Origin of the sequence: Moraxella sp. ZY200743 (genome assembly GCF_050885545.1) — a bacterium.
GTDB classification, from domain to species: Bacteria; Pseudomonadota; Gammaproteobacteria; order Pseudomonadales; family Moraxellaceae; genus Moraxella; species Moraxella haemolytica.
Genome location: NZ_CP091313.1, coordinates 1,759,235 through 1,777,350, shown reverse-complemented (window position 1 = coordinate 1,777,350; position 18,116 = coordinate 1,759,235). Strand labels below are relative to the sequence as shown.

At 41.3% G+C, this 18,116-nt stretch carries 13 protein-coding genes; 5 read left to right on the top strand and 8 right to left on the bottom strand.

What is annotated here, in order from left to right:
* Nucleotides 1-120 precede the first annotated feature (120 nt).
* From L3D27_RS08665 to L3D27_RS08655, 3 genes are all read left to right on the top strand, one after another.
* Nucleotides 121-1,788: an electron transfer flavoprotein-ubiquinone oxidoreductase gene (locus L3D27_RS08665; protein WP_432480936.1), complete on the top strand. Its 1,668-nt coding sequence runs from the start codon at nucleotides 121-123 to the stop codon at nucleotides 1,786-1,788.
* Nucleotides 1,789-1,945: 157 nt separating this feature from the next.
* The gene (locus L3D27_RS08660; protein WP_373628314.1) at nucleotides 1,946-2,581 is read left to right on the top strand and encodes a 2OG-Fe dioxygenase family protein; all 636 of its coding nucleotides are present in this window, start codon (nucleotides 1,946-1,948) and stop codon (nucleotides 2,579-2,581) included.
* A 46-nt stretch (nucleotides 2,582-2,627) separates the two neighbouring features.
* On the top strand, nucleotides 2,628-3,863 hold the full coding sequence (locus tag L3D27_RS08655; RefSeq protein WP_432480935.1) for an aminotransferase class V-fold PLP-dependent enzyme: 1,236 nt from the start codon (nucleotides 2,628-2,630) through the stop codon (nucleotides 3,861-3,863).
* A 97-nt stretch (nucleotides 3,864-3,960) separates the two neighbouring features.
* Here the strand turns inward: L3D27_RS08655 and L3D27_RS08650 are convergent, their stop codons facing one another.
* From L3D27_RS08650 to L3D27_RS08620, 7 genes are all read right to left on the bottom strand, one after another.
* The gene (locus L3D27_RS08650) at nucleotides 3,961-5,520 is read right to left on the bottom strand and encodes a catalase (RefSeq protein ID WP_432480934.1); all 1,560 of its coding nucleotides are present in this window, start codon (nucleotides 5,518-5,520) and stop codon (nucleotides 3,961-3,963) included.
* 93 nt (nucleotides 5,521-5,613) lie between these two features.
* Entirely contained in the window at nucleotides 5,614-9,726 is a 4,113-nt protein-coding gene (locus L3D27_RS08645; RefSeq protein ID WP_432480933.1) for an Eco57I restriction-modification methylase domain-containing protein, read from the bottom strand.
* Nucleotides 9,723-9,884, bottom strand: a complete 162-nt coding sequence (locus tag L3D27_RS08640) for a hypothetical protein (RefSeq protein WP_432480932.1) — start codon at nucleotides 9,882-9,884, stop codon at nucleotides 9,723-9,725. The genes L3D27_RS08645 and L3D27_RS08640 overlap by 4 nt, the downstream gene beginning before the upstream one ends.
* Before the next feature lie 211 nt (nucleotides 9,885-10,095).
* Nucleotides 10,096-10,800, bottom strand: a complete 705-nt coding sequence (locus L3D27_RS08635; RefSeq protein ID WP_432480931.1) for a hypothetical protein — start codon at nucleotides 10,798-10,800, stop codon at nucleotides 10,096-10,098.
* A gap of 88 nt (nucleotides 10,801-10,888) precedes the next feature.
* Nucleotides 10,889-11,140 carry a hypothetical protein gene (locus L3D27_RS08630; protein WP_432480930.1) on the bottom strand — a complete coding sequence of 84 codons (252 nt, stop codon included), beginning with the start codon at nucleotides 11,138-11,140 and terminating at the stop codon, nucleotides 10,889-10,891.
* A gap of 140 nt (nucleotides 11,141-11,280) precedes the next feature.
* Complete coding sequence (gene katG / locus L3D27_RS08625) at nucleotides 11,281-13,491, bottom strand: catalase/peroxidase HPI (RefSeq protein WP_432480929.1); 2,211 nt, start codon at nucleotides 13,489-13,491, stop codon at nucleotides 11,281-11,283.
* Between the two features lie 297 nt (nucleotides 13,492-13,788).
* On the bottom strand, nucleotides 13,789-14,529 hold the full coding sequence (locus tag L3D27_RS08620; RefSeq protein WP_284673277.1) for an epoxyqueuosine reductase QueH: 741 nt from the start codon (nucleotides 14,527-14,529) through the stop codon (nucleotides 13,789-13,791).
* A gap of 95 nt (nucleotides 14,530-14,624) precedes the next feature.
* Between L3D27_RS08620 and iscX the strand changes: the two genes are divergently transcribed.
* Complete coding sequence (gene iscX, locus L3D27_RS08615) at nucleotides 14,625-14,825, top strand: Fe-S cluster assembly protein IscX (protein WP_284673276.1); 201 nt, start codon at nucleotides 14,625-14,627, stop codon at nucleotides 14,823-14,825.
* Between the two features lie 357 nt (nucleotides 14,826-15,182).
* Nucleotides 15,183-16,751, top strand: coding sequence for an AbgT family transporter (locus L3D27_RS08610; protein ID WP_432480928.1), 1,569 nt, complete (start codon nucleotides 15,183-15,185; stop codon nucleotides 16,749-16,751).
* 52 nt (nucleotides 16,752-16,803) lie between these two features.
* Here the strand turns inward: L3D27_RS08610 and dapE are convergent, their stop codons facing one another.
* Entirely contained in the window at nucleotides 16,804-17,982 is a 1,179-nt protein-coding gene (gene dapE / locus L3D27_RS08605) for a succinyl-diaminopimelate desuccinylase (RefSeq protein ID WP_284673274.1), read from the bottom strand.
* Nucleotides 17,983-18,116: the final 134 nt, after the last annotated feature.

Genomic DNA, 18,116 nt, shown 5'->3' with positions numbered 1-18,116 from the left:
ATTTGCTTGCCTAAAAATTCTAGATGGGTAAAATATACCCAATGTCATTGTTAATGGTTTTGATTGATGATTTTTTGCCTAGCGAGTTGGGTAACCAACCAGCCAAATTAAGGAAAACTTATGCAAATTCAACGAGAATCTATGGAGTTTGATGTTATCATTGTCGGTGGTGGACCTGCAGGGCTAGCAACCGCCATTCGCCTAAAGCAACTTGCCAATGAAGCAGGGCTTGATGAGTTTATGGTGTGCGTTCTTGAAAAAGGTTCGGAGTTTGGTGCTCATACGCTATCAGGGGCAATCTTGGAAACTCGTGCTCTAGATGAGCTGTTGCCCAACTGGCGTGAGACTGGTGCACCCATCACGGTCAAGGCAAAAGAAGACCGTGTTTATATGCTCAAAAATGCTCAAAAATCCATCCAATTACCGCATAGCATTGTACCTACTGCCTTGCATAATGATGGCAATTATATCGTGTCATTGGGCAATGTCGTGCGTTGGCTAGCTGAGCAGGCAGAAGCAATGGAAATCATGCTATTTTCTGGATTTAGTGCCAGTGAAATTCTTTACAATGCTGATGGTTCGGTGCGTGGCGTGCTTACTGGCGATATGGGTGTTAATGCTCAAGGTGAACCTAAGCCAAGTTTTGAGGCAGGTTATGAATTACTTGCTAAATATACCGTATTTGCTGAAGGCTGTCGTGGGCATTTGGGGAAGCGACTCATCAGCCGCTTCCATCTAGGTAAAGACAAAGACCCTCAGCACTACGGCATCGGTCTAAAAGAGCTGTGGGAGATTGATCCTGATAAGCATGAAGAAGGTGTGATTTTGCATGGTTCTGGTTGGCCTTTGAGTGAGACAGGCTCAACAGGAGGTTGGTTCTTGTATTTTGCAGAGAACAATCAAGTCAGCTTCGGCTTGGCGATAGACTTGTCTTATCACAACCCACATTTGTCGCCCTTTGATGAGCTACAACGCTTAAAGCTTCACCCAGTCATCCGTCCTATCTTAGAAGGGGGGAAACGCTTGTCTTATGGGGCAAGAGCGTTGGTTAAAGGTGGTTTAAATAGCCTGCCTAAGCTTAGTTTTGCAGGTGGCGTGCTTGTGGGTGATGATGCAGGTTTTCTAAACCCTGCAAAGTTAAAAGGTTCGCATACTGCCATGAAATCAGGTATGTTGGCTGCTGAGAGTATTTTTGCGGCATTACAAGCGGGCAGACAGCATGATGAAGTGGTGGAATATCAAACTGCCTTTGAAAATTCGTGGTTATTCCAAGAAGCTCATGCAGCTCGCAACTTTACCCCTGCCATGCACCGTATGGGTTCGTGGATGGGTGGTGCGTTTAGCTTTGTGGAGCAAAACCTATTGGGCGGAAAAGTGCCATTTACCATCAATGATAACGGTCATGACTTTGCTCAACTAGATAAAGCAGATCATGCTTACAAGCCTGATTATCCAAAACCAGATGGCAAGCTAACCTTTGATAAGTTGTCAAGTGTATTTATCTCAAATACCAACCATGCAGAAGATCAGCCGTGCCATCTAAAACTGACCGACCCTACTGTACCAATCACCAAAAATCTCCCATTGTATGCAGAGCCTGCACGCCTATATTGCCCAGCAGGGGTGTATGAAGTGGTGGAGGACGACAATGCACCGCATGGGGCACGATTTGTCATTAATAGCCAAAACTGCGTCCATTGTAAAACTTGCGATATCAAAGACCCAAGTCAAAACATCACTTGGGTAACGCCAGAAGGTGGCGGTGGCCCTAATTATCCAAATATGTAAAAAATACTTAAGAAAGTCAGGTGATTCACTAGCTTGGCTTTCTTTTTAGCTTGATATATAAATTTTTTTTATTTGTAAGAAAAAAAATTTTTTGGTATATTATGTATCTGCTAAATTTACCCATCTTATTTTGTCAGTAAGTTATAAGGATATTATTATGACAGCTCTACTACATACAGGTAATCTACCTAAAGATCTTATCGGACCTTTAAGCAAGGATTTTGACACTCTAACGCCAAGCTCATATAAAGACGGCAGTTATCGTTTGCGTCGTTATTCTAAATTGATCTATGACCAACAGGCTCGTAATATTGAATTGATACGAGGCAGTCAGTTTGTGCAAAGTGAAGAGTTAAACAAGTTTCAGGGCGGTGTTGTTCGTCAGTATGACGATTTGAGTGATGAATTGATACAAGATGATGGGTTTTTAACCATTGTGGACGCTTTCGCCAAGCAGGGCGGTCTGCCAAATGCTGCCACCATTGAAGTGCATCAGATACGAGTCGTTGCCAATGACCCATCGGCACCGACCATCACGACGCCAGAAGGCTTACACCAAGATGGCTTTGACCGCATTGGTATGTTTACTGTCAGCTTTGATGATGTTCAAGGTGCAGACTTATGTATTTATAGAACAAACGATGCCAAAGATATCATCACCACGCTCCCAAGTGATGTGGGTGTATATTGTGTGATGGATGATGATAAGCTGTGGCACTACGCCACCGAGCTGACCACGACGAAACAGTCGGGTCATTGGGATTTATTTGTGCTTACCGCACATCTATCATAAAAGATGTCTTGTGGAAGTTATGCCGATGGATAATGTAGGAGTGCAAATGTACAATCCAGAAAGTATCCGCCAAGAGTTCTTGGCTTTTAATTGCTTGGATGAACACGGACAGTCACCAATATTTTTTGATGGTCCAGGCGGCAGTCAAGTACCAAAGATGGTTACTGGTGCCATGAGTGAATATCTGGGCAAATATCACAGTAATATGGGTGGCTTGGCAGATGCAGGCAGACGCACGACCGCCATTAACGACAAAGCTCGTCAAGTGGCTGGACTATGGCTAGGCTGTGAGCCACAGCAGGTTGTTTTTGGATTAAACGCTACCAGTCTGATGTTTCAGTTTTCACGAGTATTGGCACGCACTTGGCAGGCGGGGGATAATATTGTTGTTAGTCAGATTGACCATTTCTCCAATGTCTCATCATGGCAGAGTGTTGCTGAAGAAAAAGGCTTGCAAGTCAGACGCATTCCTTTGAATGCCGATGGTAGCTCGCTTGATTTGACTAACATACAGTCCCTTATTGATGAACAAACACGCTTGGTGGCGGTGTCTTTAGCATCTAATGTTATTGGCACACGCACCGAGATTGGCCCTATTATCAGCCGTGCTAAGGCAGTCAATGCTTATGTTGCCATTGATGCTGTACATGCCATTGTGCATGAAAAAATCAACGCCACTCAGCTTGATTGTGACTTACTCTTTGCATCTAGCTATAAGCTAGGCGGTGCTAGACTTGGTATGGCGTATGCCTCTAAGCGAGTGCTTGATTTGCCACCTTATAAGGTTGAGCCTGCTACTCATATACGACCTTTCGCTTTTGAGCAGGGTACGCAGTCTTTTGAAGCTCAAGCAGGATTTATTGCCTTAATGCAGTATTGGGCAAATCTTGGTGGGCAAGATGGCGATATGGACAAACGCTTGATGCGTGCCTATCAGGTGGTGCAGTCTTATGAATATTCATTGAGTCAGGCGTTTTTGGCTTTTGTGAACGAGCGATCATATATTCAGTTATATGGCAAAAACAGTAGTAATCATCGCACACCAACCTTTGCCTTCAATCTAATCAAGGATGGACAAATCATACCGCCTGCCAATGTCTCAAAATGGCTTGGCGATAGGAATGTTGCCCTACCATCTGGTAATTTTTATGCGTTGGATGTCGTGCGTCATCTGGACTTGGTGGAGTGCGGATTTTTGCGTGTAGGCTTTTTACATTACACCACTCATAAAGAGATTGCTCGACTGTTTGAGTTGCTTGATGAGTATGTGGCACAGTTTTAAGGCTTTTTATTATTCTATATTTAAATAAACCACACCCCAGAAGTTCAACTTTTGGGGTGTGGTTTATAAAATGTTTTTTTTGATTACAATCGGTCAATTATGGTGCCAAACAACTTGGCAAGTGTTTGGCAGGGTCGGTGTCATATGCTTTTATCGCTTCGTCAACCGTCAATCCCAATGCCTTCGCCACGCCCTCACCATAGGCTTTGTCGCAAAAGTGGCAGTTACGAATATGGCGGTATTTGATGAAATCAGGGGCATCGCCCATAGCAGCCGCTGTATTGTCAAACAACGCCTGTTTTTGGGTGTCGTTCATCAGATTAAATAACGCTCGTGGCTGGCTAAAATAGTCATTATCATCTTCACGAAAATCAAAATGTTGAGCACTGCCATCAATGCGTAGTGGCGGCTCGGCATATTGAGGTTGTTCTTGCCATTGCCCAAAGCTATTTGGCTCGTAATGCACACGACTGCCATAATTGTCATCCACACGCCCTTGACTATCTCGCTGATTGCTGTACACAGGGCAGCGTGCACGATTGACTGGAATTTGATGGTGGTTTACCCCTAAGCGATAACGCTGGGCATCAGCATAGTTAAACAGACGAGCTTGTAGCATCTTATCAGGCGATACGCTAATGCCTGGTACAAGGTTGCTTGGGGCAAAGGCAGCTTGTTCCACATCTAAAAAGAAGTTCTCTGGATTTTTGTTTAATTCAAATTCGCCCACCTCAATCAAAGGATAATCGCCTTTTGGCCATACTTTAGTTAGGTCAAAGGGGTGATAAGGTACTTTTTCAGCATCCACCTCTGGCATAATCTGTACATACATTTTCCACTTAGGAAAGTCGCCACGCTCAATGGCGTTAAACAAATCACGCTGGTTGCTCTCACGGTCTTTAGCAATAACCGCTTCAGCTTCGCTGTCTGTTAAATTTTCAATGCCTTGTTGGGTGCGGAAATGGAATTTGACCCAAAAACGCTCATTTTTGGCATTGATAAAACTATAAGTATGTGAACCAAAGCCGTGCATATGGCGGAATGATTTTGGAATGCCACGGTCACTCATCACAATGGTAACTTGGTGGAAAGCCTCTGGTAGCAGTGTCCAAAAGTCCCAGTTGTTGGTGGGGCTACGCATATTGGTCTTAGGATCTCTTTTGACTGCTTTGTTTAGATCTGGGAATTTTCTTGGGTCTCTTAAAAAGAATACAGGTGTGTTGTTGCCTACCATATCCCAGTTGCCCTCTTCGGTATAAAATTTTAGAGCAAAGCCGCGAATATCTCGCTCGGCATCGGCTGCACCTCGTTCACCAGCTACGGTAGTAAAGCGAGCGAACATTTCGGTCTTTTTACCCACTTCACTAAAAATCGCTGCACGAGTATATTGAGTGATGTCGTTGGTCACGGTAAAAGTACCAAACGCCCCAGATCCTTTGGCGTGCATACGGCGTTCTGGAATCACTTCACGAGCAAAATCAGCAAGCTTTTCATTAAGCCATAAATCTTGGGTAAGGAGTGGACCTCTTGCTCCTGCGGTTAGGGAGTTTTGGTTGTCAGCAACGGGAGCACCGTTTTGGCGTGTTAGGGGGCTAACAGGACAGCCTATTTTTTGGGTATCTTGGGGGTTGGTTGTGTGGGTTTTGTTGTCTTTCATAAATTTATCCTTTTAATTTATCATCGGCTTGGCAGTGTACCTAGCGGTGCTATTGTAACATTGTTTAGGTGATGGGTTTGTTGGGTTTTGTAATTATTCCATCGCTTTTACTTTGCTTTCAATAAAAGCGATTTCATCATCGCTTAATCCGTATTTGGCATACAGTTGTTTATCAATATCGGCAATGGATTTTGTCCAATCAATATCAGAATTTTCGGTAAAATCTTGTGGGGGGACTTTTGACCAAACTTCTTTGGTTTTATTTCCTTGTGTGATTTTTTTAATTCCAAGCATTGTTCTGGCAAATTTAGATTTAACATATTTTAAACAGTTTTCGGCTTCTAATAAACTATCAAAAGCACCAATAGATATAAAAGTTTGAGTAAACCCGATTAGGGGTGTGCTTAGCACTTCACCAATCGCCCCAGAACCATTTGCTTTGGGTAAAATGACTTTAAACTTATCAAAAGCAAAAGGCTCATTAATGTAGTCTTTTCTGATGAAATGACGCACTCTTTGATTTTGATAGCGACCCAAAACTTCTACATACTCAAAACCATCTTTTTCTATTTTTTCAAAAAATAATATGTTATGTAAACTTTCCAAAACGCCAGTTCCAACATCATTTGGATGACTTTTTGATAAAATATTTTTGACATTTGGGTTTTCTTGGTGCATTTTTGGTGTGAATTTGTAGATACCTTGACCTGACATTATTGTATCTAATGTATTTTCTTTTAATTTAGTAACTTTTTCAGAAATAGAATTTAGTTCTTGGAAGTTTGAAAAAGTGCCAATTTTACCAAAATTTTTATTCCTATCTTTTTGAATAATTGCAATACCACCTTTAATATCGGTATTTGGAAAAATTTTAGATGAATTTTGTTCATAGAATAAAACCCTTAAATGCTCATCATTTAGCATTTTTTCATTCCATTTTTTATCTGTGCTACCCGCATTAAACAAAAACCTTGCAGGCGAAATTAAGCAATATTTATCCGAACATTGTTCTGCCAACTCATAAAAATAATGATAAATTGCATCATCTCTGGTATCTTTACGGTTTTCTTGATAAGGCGGATTACCTACAATTGCATCAAATTTCATCACTTTTCCAAAAATCTTGGTTAATTTTTCATTAAAATCCAAATCGCCCCCTTTATACAGGCTTTCGGCGTATGGGGTGGTATCCAGCATCACAATATTGTGCTTGATATGCTGATTATCATCAAACCCTAAAATAAAGTTTTTGGCAATTTGATAAATAATCTCGCTTGGGGCAAAGCCATAAATTTGATTGGCAAAAATATGTTTTAATCGCTCGGTCGGATTTGGAAATTCACTTTCTAAACCAATATATAATCTTTTGACAATTTCAGTGATATACAGACCTGATTTCATATACAAATCGGCAAATGTGATATCAGGATTTTTAAAAATATCAGGATTTTCGCTTTCAAATTTGTCCATCATCATTTTTACTACCCATTTTGGGGTAAAAATCTGATTGGTTTTTTGGGGTGGAATATAATCAAAAATGTCTTCGGTTTGACTTTCGTCAAAATAATTGGCAAGAGCAAAGCGTTTATGTAAAAACTCTTGGATTGATGTATCAAACACCTGTTCATCAAAAAATTGATGTTTATCTCGCAACACACGAAATTGTTCAAGGGTAATGCCTGTAACTTCTTTAAAAACGCTGTCTGAAATATGGCTGTCAAAATTCGCCAATGTGGTGTTTTTATCGCCATACGCCATTAAAAAAGATGGAATGGTGCGACTAAATCCACGCAACCGCCCACTCACATCGTCTTCGACCGTATTTTGTTTATTTTGCTCAGCTTTTTGTAAGATGGTTTTGGTGCTGTTTTGGGTAAATTCGGCGACTTTTTCACTGACTGTTCGGCTGATTTGAGTTTGTAAATTTTGGTTTATTACTTGCGTTTTGGTTTCATAATCCTTTTGGATCTGCTGTTTTTCATCATCGCTTTTGGCATTTTTTAAGTCATTTTCATACTCGGCTTTGATTTGGTTTTGAGCGATTTGGCTATGGCTTTGGATTTTTTGGATTTCGCCTATTATCGCTTGACTTTGTGCTTTTACGACTTTTTCGGCAAATTTTTCGGTTAAGCCATTGTCTTTTGCTAGTTCATTAAAGGCGGTTTGGGTAGTTTGGGTAAGTACATCGGCAACTTTTTTTGCCAAATCATCATTGTTCAAATTTTCATTTTGAATGATTTGTTCGGTTGTTGTCTGAATATCGCCATAGACTTTTTCGCCAAAACGAGCATTGTTGGTATTGATAACAATTTCATTATCCGCCACCGCATTGCCATTATCATCTACTTGTACGCCTTGGGTATCAATCGCTTTATTGGCTTTTTCTTTATTGATTTTGCCATTATCATAAGGGTCAATTTGTTCTAAAATTTCAAGCACTTCGCTATTTGCACCAAAAATCCCTGAAATATTTTGGAATAATAAATTGCTCATAAAACCCCGTCTAACGACTTCGGTGGCTTTAAAGGTTTTTGGAATGGTTAATACTTGATCAACATCAAGCTCAATCATCTTGCCTTCGCTATCTTCGGCGATGACAGGAAAGAAATTTAAGAGTTGTTTGATATTCTCTTTTCGTTGATTTTCTGTGCCACCACCATTTGAAGTGTTTGACAATAAATTATTGGCAAATTCATCATAAATAATCAAAGTGCGTTCTGGAGCAAAATCAAAAACATAAGCATTGTGTTTTTGCAAAACTTGTCCGTCTTTTTCATATACCCACGGATTTTGGGCTCTAAATGCTGTTTGCCAATATTGTGCTGGCGATTTGACATTGGATAACATCAAGACCGCCGTCCACTCTGGAATGGTGATGCCTGTGGTGAGTTGTCCTACCGATAGCGTAATGGTTTTGTCGTGGTTTTTAATGGCTTCTTTGACTCGTTGTAGGGCATTTTGATTGACCGTTTCATTATCAAAACGCCCATTGCCCGCTGCCAAAATAATATGGTAATTTTCAAAAACAGGGTGATTTTCTAGCAATTTTTTTAATGCTTTGGCACTGGCTACACGGTCTAAATACCAAAACGAGTGCTTGATTTCATCTCGCAATTCTTTGGTAGAAAAAGGGTATTTTTCATTTTTACTTAAAGTATCTAACCATTTTTTGACTTCTTTTTCGTGTTCAAATTTGCCTTTGTCGTTTGTGGCAAAAAATTCATTTAAATCAAAAGTAAAATCCAGATTTTGACCTTTAATATCCGCCCCCTTATTCACTTTATCGCTAATCATCGCACTCATCTGATAGCTAAATAAATTTAAAGTAGGTAGGGTTTTGTAAGGATTGCTATCTTCGTTAGACCAATTTAATTTAGCCGATTGTTCATCTATATAGCTCCAATTATAAATTTCATCTTGGGTAAATTTACCGTCCGCCAACGCTTTAAATGGCGTACCTGATAAATGCAGGGTGAAATCTCGGCTAATTTGCTCAAATGCGACATTGGTTTTTAAGGTATCCACGCCTTCATGAGCTTCATTAATGACCAACAAATCCCATTCTAACTCTTTTACCCATTTTAATTTATCCAGCGTGCCGTCTGGGCTAAAATGCATCGACCCTTTTAAATCTTGCAAAGAAATAAAAGCAATCATATGCTTTTTGCCGTTAGGCTTTGTCATTTGCTCCAAATATTGTTCACGGCTTAAAGTCGCCCTATCCCTTAACGCATCAGTACTTGAAACAAAGGCAAAATCGGTCTGCCACGCAATAAATTGCTCAAAATCATCAAACCACGAATTGGCGATTGCAGGGCGGTTGGTAACAATCAATACTTTTTTGGCTTTTAATTTTATTGCCAAGTCATAAGTGGTTAAAGTTTTACCAAATCTTGGCTTGGCATTCCACAAAAATTCACTATGCAGATTGTCTTTAAAATACGCCAAAGTTTGATTGACCGCATCTTGCTGCTCTTGGCGTAATTGATATTCACAATGCTCTTTGGCTTGATTATAATATTGAGTAACAAAATCATTAAAATCATCCAAACTTTTTTTGGGTGTGCCATTATAAAAAAACCATTCTTTTTGTTTTTTGATATTTTTATGGCGTGTCAAATAATCGTGCAATAAATGGTCATTAAAATAACTATCTTCGTCTTTATGAAATTTAGCAAGTTTGTGCCATAATAAATCATATGTCAATCCACCGTGCCAACCTGTTCTTTGATGCGAGTATGCACATCTTCGCGTTCGGTATAGCCGATTTTTACCCATCCTTCTTTATCGCTGACAGTTGGCAATATATACGCATAAATTTGTGGATAAATTCTTTTGGTTGTTTGCAGGTTTACTTTACTCATTGGCTACTCTCCATAAAATCAATCAGTTTGCCTGTCTGCCAATTTTTGATTTTGGTAGTCCGACCTTGATGTATGATGGTTTTTGGTTTTGGGTCATCAAATAAATCTGTCTGATAACTTATAATCGTTTCAATTCTTTTTGATAAAGGAATGCACTTTGTCAAGCCGTCCATTTGAAAAATGTTATAGCTGATGATTTTGGCAATTTGTTTTAAAGCATCATAAGGTGGTTTGTCGCCCCATTTGTCGCAATAATAGTCATAATAAGTTGCCAATAAATTCTGCCTTGCCAACAATAAAGAATCGCCATTCCACTCAAAACCATAGCAAGATTGATAGGCTTTTTTGACGAATTTTTGCCATTTTTGTTTATGATGAATTTCTGTGTTAATTCTTTGTAATTTTCTATCCAAAACCCCACTCTTTTATTTATGGCAATTTTTTTGGCGGTGGATATTTCATAGCGATTGGCGATATACGGAGCTTCCCTGCAAGTAATCTCAAGCCAAATGCGTGAAATATAAGTTGTTAAATCGTTATTGATAAAATTTGCATCCAATGCATCATTTTGTAATTTGACCACCCAACTTGGGGTAAACACTTCGGCTTTATTTTTGGTACGCTGTTTTTGTTGTGCTTTGGATTTTAAGGCTCGTGGCACAATCAAGCCTTTTTTATCGCCTGTGATGAGATTGGGCGTGATTTGACAGGTGGCTTGATAATGCTCACTCAAATATTCATAGTTATTATTTGCCCAAATAATATTGCATTTGCGTTTGTTATAAAAAGAAGTGGACCTGCCTTTTAACAAAATTTCTAAAATCTCAGGGCAGTGTTGGTATAAGGTGTTTTCATTGATATTTACGATGCGTAAATTAGGCGTGCGTTTTTTGGATTTAGCTTGTTTGGCGGTCATTTGATACCGCCTTTTTGCAAGTATGAAAAAAGCCTGTCACCAAACAGCGATAGGCTAAAAAATAGATAAGTTTTGGCTTGACTTTTAGTTAAAAGTCCGCAAAATAACGGCTGAACGGCTGAACGGCTGAACGGCTGAACGGCTGAACGGCTGAACGGCTGAACGGCTGAACGGCTGAACGGCTGAACGGCTGAACGGCTGAACGGCTGAACGGCTGAACGGCTGAACGGCTGAACGGCTGAACGGCTGAACGGCTGAACGGCTGAACGGCTGAACGGCTGAACGGCTGAACGGCTGAACGGCTGAACATTATAAGGTTGGCAAATTGATTTGCAATCATTTTATTTATGTATTTTATAAAAGCAATGTTAAGTAAAGTTATTTGATGGTTATTTTAGCATAAAAATTAACGACTTGCCGATAAAAAAACACCCCCAATTGGGAGTGTTTTTTATGTAACAATTAACCGTTTGGCTGTTCTTAGCAGTTGCAACCTAAGTCATAACGGTCAGCGTTCATTACCTTGGTCCATGCTTTAACAAAGTCACGAGCGAATTTCTCGCCAGAGTCGTCTTGTGCGTAAAGCTCTGCATAGGCACGAAGGATAGAGTTTGAACCGAATACCAAATCCACACGAGTGGCGGTAAACTTAGTTTCGCCAGACTTACGGTCTACAATGTTGTAGCTGTTGCGACCTGTTGGCTCCCACTTGTTGCCCATATCCACAAGGTTACGGAAGAAGTCAGTGGTCAATACACCGATACGGTCGGTAAAGACACCGTGCTTGCTGTCGCCATGGTTAGCACCTAACACACGCAGACCGCCGACAAGCACAGTCATTTCAACAGCGGTTAAGCCCATTAGCTGTGCACGATCAAGCAATAACTCTTCTGGCTGTGGTTCATAGTGAGCTTCTTGGAAGTTTCTAAAGCCATCGTGGATAGGTTTTAGATACTCAAAGCTCTCAACATCAGTCATCTCTTGAACGGCATCGCCACGACCTGCATTAAATGGTACTTCCACATTAAAGCCTGCGTCTTTGATGGCTTTTTCAACAGCAGCTGTACCACCTAGCACGATAAGGTCAGCGATAGATACATTGGTCTGAGCTGATAGTTTTTCGTAAACAGCCAAAACTTTAGCTAGGCGTTCAGGTTCGTTGCCAATCCAGTCTTTTTGTGGAGCTAGGCGAATCCTTGCACCGTTTGCACCACCACGATAATCTGACTGGCGGAAAGTACGAGCACTATCCCAAGCGGTTGCCACAAGTTCAGAGATGCTTAGACCAGATGCCAAGATTTGTTCTTTCAAAGAAGCAACTTCTGCATCGGTTGGTACATATTTAGGTGCAGGAATTGGATCTTGCCAAATCAAGTCTTCTTGTGGTACAAGTGGACCTTTATAACGAGATTTTGGTCCCATGTCACGGTGAGTCAGCTTAAACCATGCACGAGCAAACGCATCGTCAAACGCTGCTTGGTCGTTTAAGAATTTTTCAGAAATCGCACGGTATTCTGGGTCTTTGATAAGTGCCATATCGCCATCGTTCATCGTGATTTTGCGTTTGATGGACGGATCGTTTTGGTCAACTGGCATGTCCTCTTCATCCATTTCGGATGGTTCCCACTGTTTTGCTCCAGCAGGTGAGTGAACGATTTGGAACTTGTCTTCATATTTGAACAATAATTTGAAGAACTCGTTATCCCAGCGGTCAGGGTTGGTTGTCCATGCACCTTCGATACCAGAAGTAACTTTGCCTGGATTTGGTTGACTCCAGCCCAAGCCTTGCTCTGCGATGTCGGCCGCTTCAGGTTCTGCACCCATTTTGGAAGCGTCGCCATTACCATGCTGTTTACCGATGGTATGACCACCAGCCACCAAAGCGACAGTTTCTTCAACGGTTACACCCATACGCTTAAAGGTGATTTTCATATCACGAGCGGTTTTTAGTGGGTCAGGGTTGCCGTCCACGCCTTCTGGGTTGATGTAGATAAGACCCATCATTACAGATGCTAGTGGGTTTTGCAAATTACGGTCGCCAGACCAGCGGTTGCCTTTTGAGCCTGTTTTGGCAAGCCATTCGGTCTCGCTACCCCAATAGGTGTCTTTTTCTGGATGCCAGATGTCTTCTCGACCAAAGGCAAAGCCAAAAGTTTTTAGACCGGCGGCTTCATAGCCCATCGTGCCTGCTAAGATGATTAGGTCAGCCCAAGAGATTTTGTTGCCATATTTTTGTTTGATGGGTTGCAACAAACGGCGAGCTTTGTCAAGGTTTGCGTTGTCAGGCCAAGAATTTAGCGGAGCAAAACGGATATTACCTGTGTTGGCACCGCCACGACCGTCCGCTGCACGATAAGAACCTGCTGAGTGCCATGCCAAACGACCCATCAAACCGCCATAGTAACCATGGTCAGCAGGCCACCAGTCTTGGCTAGTGCGAAGTACTTCTTCTAGATCTTTTTTTAGGGCATCAACATCCAATTTTTTGAGTTCTTCGGCGTAGTTGAAATCCTCGCCAAGCGGATTAACTTTTTTGTCATGTTGATGCAAGATGTCAAGGTTTAGGGCTTTTGGCCACCATGCCATTGGGCTTTGACCATCTAGGCTGTTACTGCCATGAAATGGACAGCCTTGCGGTGCACCTGCTGTTTTTTGGCTGTCATTTAGTTCATTTAAAACTTCGTTACTCATAACCACTCCTCGTTTGGATTAAAAGCTGGCATTTGCTTGCTTAAAAAATATTTTAAGTTGGCCAACAGAGAAATAATGGGAGACTTCCCATGATTTTTCAATGATTATAAGTGGTTAAAGTACTTTGGTAAAATATAATAATTTGATAGCTTGGTTTGGTTTTTTTAATTAAAAATAATGATTGAAATATTAAAAATTGATTAGAAAAATATATCATCATTGACGGCGATGACTTTGCTATCAAGAGACATAAAAAAGACCGCTAACTGGCAGTCTTTTTGAGTATTTCTATCTCATCTATTCATCGTCGCCATAGTATTTGACGCCAATTTTAATCGGCTCTCGCCCTTGACTGCGGCGAAAATTATTGGTATCACGCAAAGAATAAGCACAACCGCAGTATTCTTGCTGATAAAAATGTTCTCGTTTGCTAATCTCAATCATGCGACTACTGCCACCGCCTTTACGCCAGTTAAAATCCCAGTAGTCCAAACCTTCATAGGGGGCGACTGCACGATGACCGCAATCATTGATTTGAGCCATATTTTTCCAACGGCTAATACCTAATGAGCTTGTCATTACAGGAAAGCCATTTTCATGGGCGTATAAGGCGGTGCGTTCAAATCGCATATCAAAACACATGGTACAACGGCGACCTCGCTCGGGGTCCTGCTCCATGCCTTTGGCACGAGCAAACCAGTTATCCATGTCATAATCTGCATCAATAAAGGGAATGCCGTGCTTTTTGGCAAAGGCGATGTTTTCGTTTTTGCGGATTTCGTATTCTTTTTTTGGGTGAATATTAGGATTATAAAAATAAATGGTAAATTCAATGCCACTAGCAAGCATGGCTTCCATGACCTCGCCTGAACAAGGGGCACAGCATGAGTGCAATAGTACTTTTTTATGTCCATTTGGTGGGGTTAAAATCTCACGGTCAATCGGTGTTAGGTGTGGATTGGTGGGGTCAGCCTTGGCAATTTGTGGCTTGGTTTTTGGGTTTGGCTGATGTTTTGGGTTGTGTGTTTGTACGGTCATGATGTTTTTTGGTCGTTAAAAATGCACTTATTATATCATTTTTTGACTAATTTTGATAAAATTTACCAAATTTTGAACCAATAAAGAGAAGTGTTGTGAAATTAACTTGGCATGATACGCTAGATATCGCCATTGAGCTGTCTGAAAAATACCCAGATGAAGATGTGCAATATATTCGCTTTACTGATTTGCATCGTTATGTGTGTGAACTTGCAGGGTTTGATGATGATCCTAATAAATCAAACGAAGCCATCTTGGAAGCTATTCAGATGGCATGGCTTGATGAATTAGATTGATTGTTTAGACCGAACAAGCAGGCTTGTAGATATTTGATTTGCCCCATTTCTTGAACCATTTAAGGTCGTGTGGCTTTAAGTGGTTTTTTGTGGCAATTGAATCATGGTTATCTGGTATTGAAGTGTTGGCTTGTGAGATGGTTTTTATTCTATTTTAGATAAGTTTTATCGCTGTGTAACAAATAATAACCATTACTTATAAATCATATGATGAAAAGTTTGTTTTTCTTACGCAAGTGTGTTTTAATGATGGGGTTTGAGCATTAGGGTTTGTTGTCTTATGATTGACTCTATGCTTATGATCAACTTTATGGTGATATTGGATCATGTCTGCTTTTTTGTTGTGAGGGAGTAAATATGCAACAGCAAAATTCTACTCGTATGGGACGATTTTTAAAGGGTGTAGAATGGCTTGGCAATCTTTTGCCACACCCTGCGATTTTATTTGTATGGATGTCAGGGATACTGCTTGCATTATCTGCTGTGATGTCTTATATGGGTGTTTCGGTCATTGACCCTCGCCCAGAGGGTGCAAAAGGTCGTGCCGAAGATGGCATGATTTATGTCAATAACCTACTTAATGGCGAAGGGCTTGCTAGAATTGTTGAAAATCTGGTGTCGAACTTCACAGGGTTCATACCGCTTGGCACGGTGTTGGTTGCTTTGCTTGGCGTAGGTATTGCTGAGCGTTCTGGCATGATATCGGCTGCACTTCGTGGGCTTGTTATGAACGCACCACCTAAGATAGTAACGCTTGTGATTGTCTTTGCAGGCATCATGTCAAATACCGCATCAGAGTTGGGTTATGTGGTGCTAATTCCACTGGCGGCGATGATTTTTCATTCACTTGGCAGACACCCATTGGCAGGATTGGCCGCCGCCTTTGCAGGTGTTTCAGGTGGGTATAGTGCCAACTTGCTACTAGGTACTGTTGATCCTTTATTGTCTGGCATTAGCCAAGAGGCGGCACGCATCATTGACCCTGAATATATGGTGGGTGCAGAAGCCAACTGGTATTTTATGGCAGTAAGTACATTTTTAATCAGTGGTTTGGGATATTTTATCACTGAAAAAATCGTTGAGCCATCTTTGGGTAAGTACAATCCTAATGACGCCAACGACCCAAGTGTGCTAGACAGCAAAGTGGATCGACTGACCGCCATTGAGAAAAAAGGGCTTTTCTGGGCTGGTGTGTCGATGGTTGTTTTTTGTTTGTTATTGGCATGGACGATTGTGCCTGCCAATGGCGTGTTAAGACATCCTGAGACAGGTCTTGTGGCAGGTTCGCCATTTTTGCATGGTATTGTGGTGTTTATTTTTGTGTTTTTTGCCATTCCAGGCATTGTGTACGGTAAGATTACAGGCACCATAAAAACCAATAACGATGTGGTAGATGCCATGAGTGCTGCCATGAGTTCTCTTAGTATGTATATCGTACTGGTATTCTTTGCCGCTCAGTTTACTGCATTTTTTAACTGGTCAAATATTGGTTCGGTCATGGCGGTGTCAGGGGCGAACTTTTTGAACGAGATTGGTTTGACAGGACCTTTGCTATTGGTTGGTTTTATTTTGATTTGTGCATTTGTCAATCTGATGCTTGGGTCGGCATCTGCTCAGTGGGCGATTACCGCACCGATTTTTGTGCCAATGCTTATGCTCACAGGCTATGCACCAGAGACGATTCAGGCGGCGTATCGTATTGGTGATAGCACCACCAATATCATCACGCCGATGATGAGTTACTTTGGTCTTATCATGGCGGTGGCAATTCGTTATAAGAAGGATACAGGTGTTGGAACATTGATGTCGCTGATGATTCCTTATTCGCTTATTTTCCTAGTGGGCTGGACAACCCTGTTTTGCATTTGGGTGTTCGTACTTGGCTTGCCTGTTGGACTAGGTTCGGCAACTTACTATACGCCTTGATGGCAATCATCAAAACCCCCTAAATATAGGGGGTTTTGATTGGTGGTTAGAACTAGGCGATTAATTTTTTTAAGATTTTGCCATAAATCAACGATAATTTCTCCAAATCATCTACCGCCACCTTTTCATCAATCTGATGAATGGTGTCATTTAATACGCCAAGCTCTACTACTTGGGCATTCATAATGGGAGCGATAAATCTGCCATCTGATGTACCGCCACTCGTAGAAAGTTTGCTGTCTGTACCTGTAGTTTCTTTGATGGCAGAGACGACCGCATCAACAAAGCTACCTCGCTTAGTTAAAAATGGCTCGCCTGATAGATTCCATTCTATCTCATAAGTCGCCTTGCTGTCCTTAAAATGTTTATCCAAAATGGCGTGAGTTTTGGCTTTTAGGCTCTCTGCTGTGTTTTCGGTGCAATAGCGAAAATTAAACAGCATTTGTACATTTCCAGCGATGACATTGCTTGCACCTGTGCCACCATTTAGGTTGGATATTTGCATACTGGTTGCTGGAAAATAGGCGTTGCCATCATCCCATTTGGTCGCCACAAGTTCGGCAAGAGCAGAGGCAAGTTCGTGCATGGGATTGACCGCCAGATGTGGATAGGCGATGTGCCCTTGTTTGCCAGTTACGGTAAGTCTGCCATTTAATGAGCCACGCCTGCCGTTTTTGATGATATCACCAAGTGTACGGGTGCTAGATGGTTCGCCCACAAGACAAAAGTCCATACGCTCACCACGCTCCGCCAACGCTTGCACAACTTTTTGAGTACCGTTGATTGCCACACCTTCTTCATCTGATGTGATGAGTAATGAGACATCACCCTTATGGCTAGGGTTTTGTTTGATGAATTCATCACACGCCACACAAAAACAAGCAATCGCAGTCTTCATGTCAGACGCACCACGCCCCCATAGATAACCATCTGCAACAGTCGCCGAAAAGGGTGGGTAGGTCCAAAGTTTCTCATCGCCTACAGGCACAACATCGGTATGTCCTGCAAAACATAAGTGTGGAGCGGTAGGGTCTGTGCCTTTTTTCTTAGCATAGAGATTTTTGATTTGGGCGTTACTGCCTTGATCATTAGGGTCGCCAAAGAACATGAATTCGCATTCAAAGCCTAACGCACCCAAAAAATCTGCCAAGATGTTTTGGCACTCAAAGTCATTGGGGGTAACAGATGGTTCTTTTAATAAAATGGTGGATAAAGATAGAACAGGGGTCATGGGAGTTCCTAATTGTTATAACCGGCTTGAGTTAAATCTAGGCATTATACACGATGATAATCAATACAATACTACAAGTAAGTTGCTTTTATCCAAGATGATTGAATGAAGTCATCAACATCTTAGAATGTGCT

What these genes read in the sequence shown, in the direction of transcription:
- L3D27_RS08665 (WP_432480936.1), top strand. Translation starts at nt 121, where the DNA reads ATGCAAATTCAACGAGAATCTATGGAGTTTGATGTTATCATTGTCGGT.
- L3D27_RS08660 (WP_373628314.1), top strand. Translation starts at nt 1,946, where the DNA reads ATGACAGCTCTACTACATACAGGTAATCTACCTAAAGATCTTATCGGA.
- L3D27_RS08655 (WP_432480935.1), top strand. Translation starts at nt 2,628, where the DNA reads ATGTACAATCCAGAAAGTATCCGCCAAGAGTTCTTGGCTTTTAATTGC.
- L3D27_RS08650 (WP_432480934.1), bottom strand. Translation starts at nt 5,520, where the DNA reads ATGAAAGACAACAAAACCCACACAACCAACCCCCAAGATACCCAAAAA.
- L3D27_RS08640 (WP_432480932.1), bottom strand. Translation starts at nt 9,884, where the DNA reads ATGAGTAAAGTAAACCTGCAAACAACCAAAAGAATTTATCCACAAATT.
- L3D27_RS08635 (WP_432480931.1), bottom strand. Translation starts at nt 10,800, where the DNA reads ATGACCGCCAAACAAGCTAAATCCAAAAAACGCACGCCTAATTTACGC.
- L3D27_RS08630 (WP_432480930.1), bottom strand. Translation starts at nt 11,140, where the DNA reads ATGATTGCAAATCAATTTGCCAACCTTATAATGTTCAGCCGTTCAGCC.
- katG (WP_432480929.1), bottom strand. Translation starts at nt 13,491, where the DNA reads ATGAGTAACGAAGTTTTAAATGAACTAAATGACAGCCAAAAAACAGCA.
- L3D27_RS08620 (WP_284673277.1), bottom strand. Translation starts at nt 14,529, where the DNA reads ATGACCGTACAAACACACAACCCAAAACATCAGCCAAACCCAAAAACC.
- L3D27_RS08610 (WP_432480928.1), top strand. Translation starts at nt 15,183, where the DNA reads ATGCAACAGCAAAATTCTACTCGTATGGGACGATTTTTAAAGGGTGTA.
- dapE (WP_284673274.1), bottom strand. Translation starts at nt 17,982, where the DNA reads ATGACCCCTGTTCTATCTTTATCCACCATTTTATTAAAAGAACCATCT.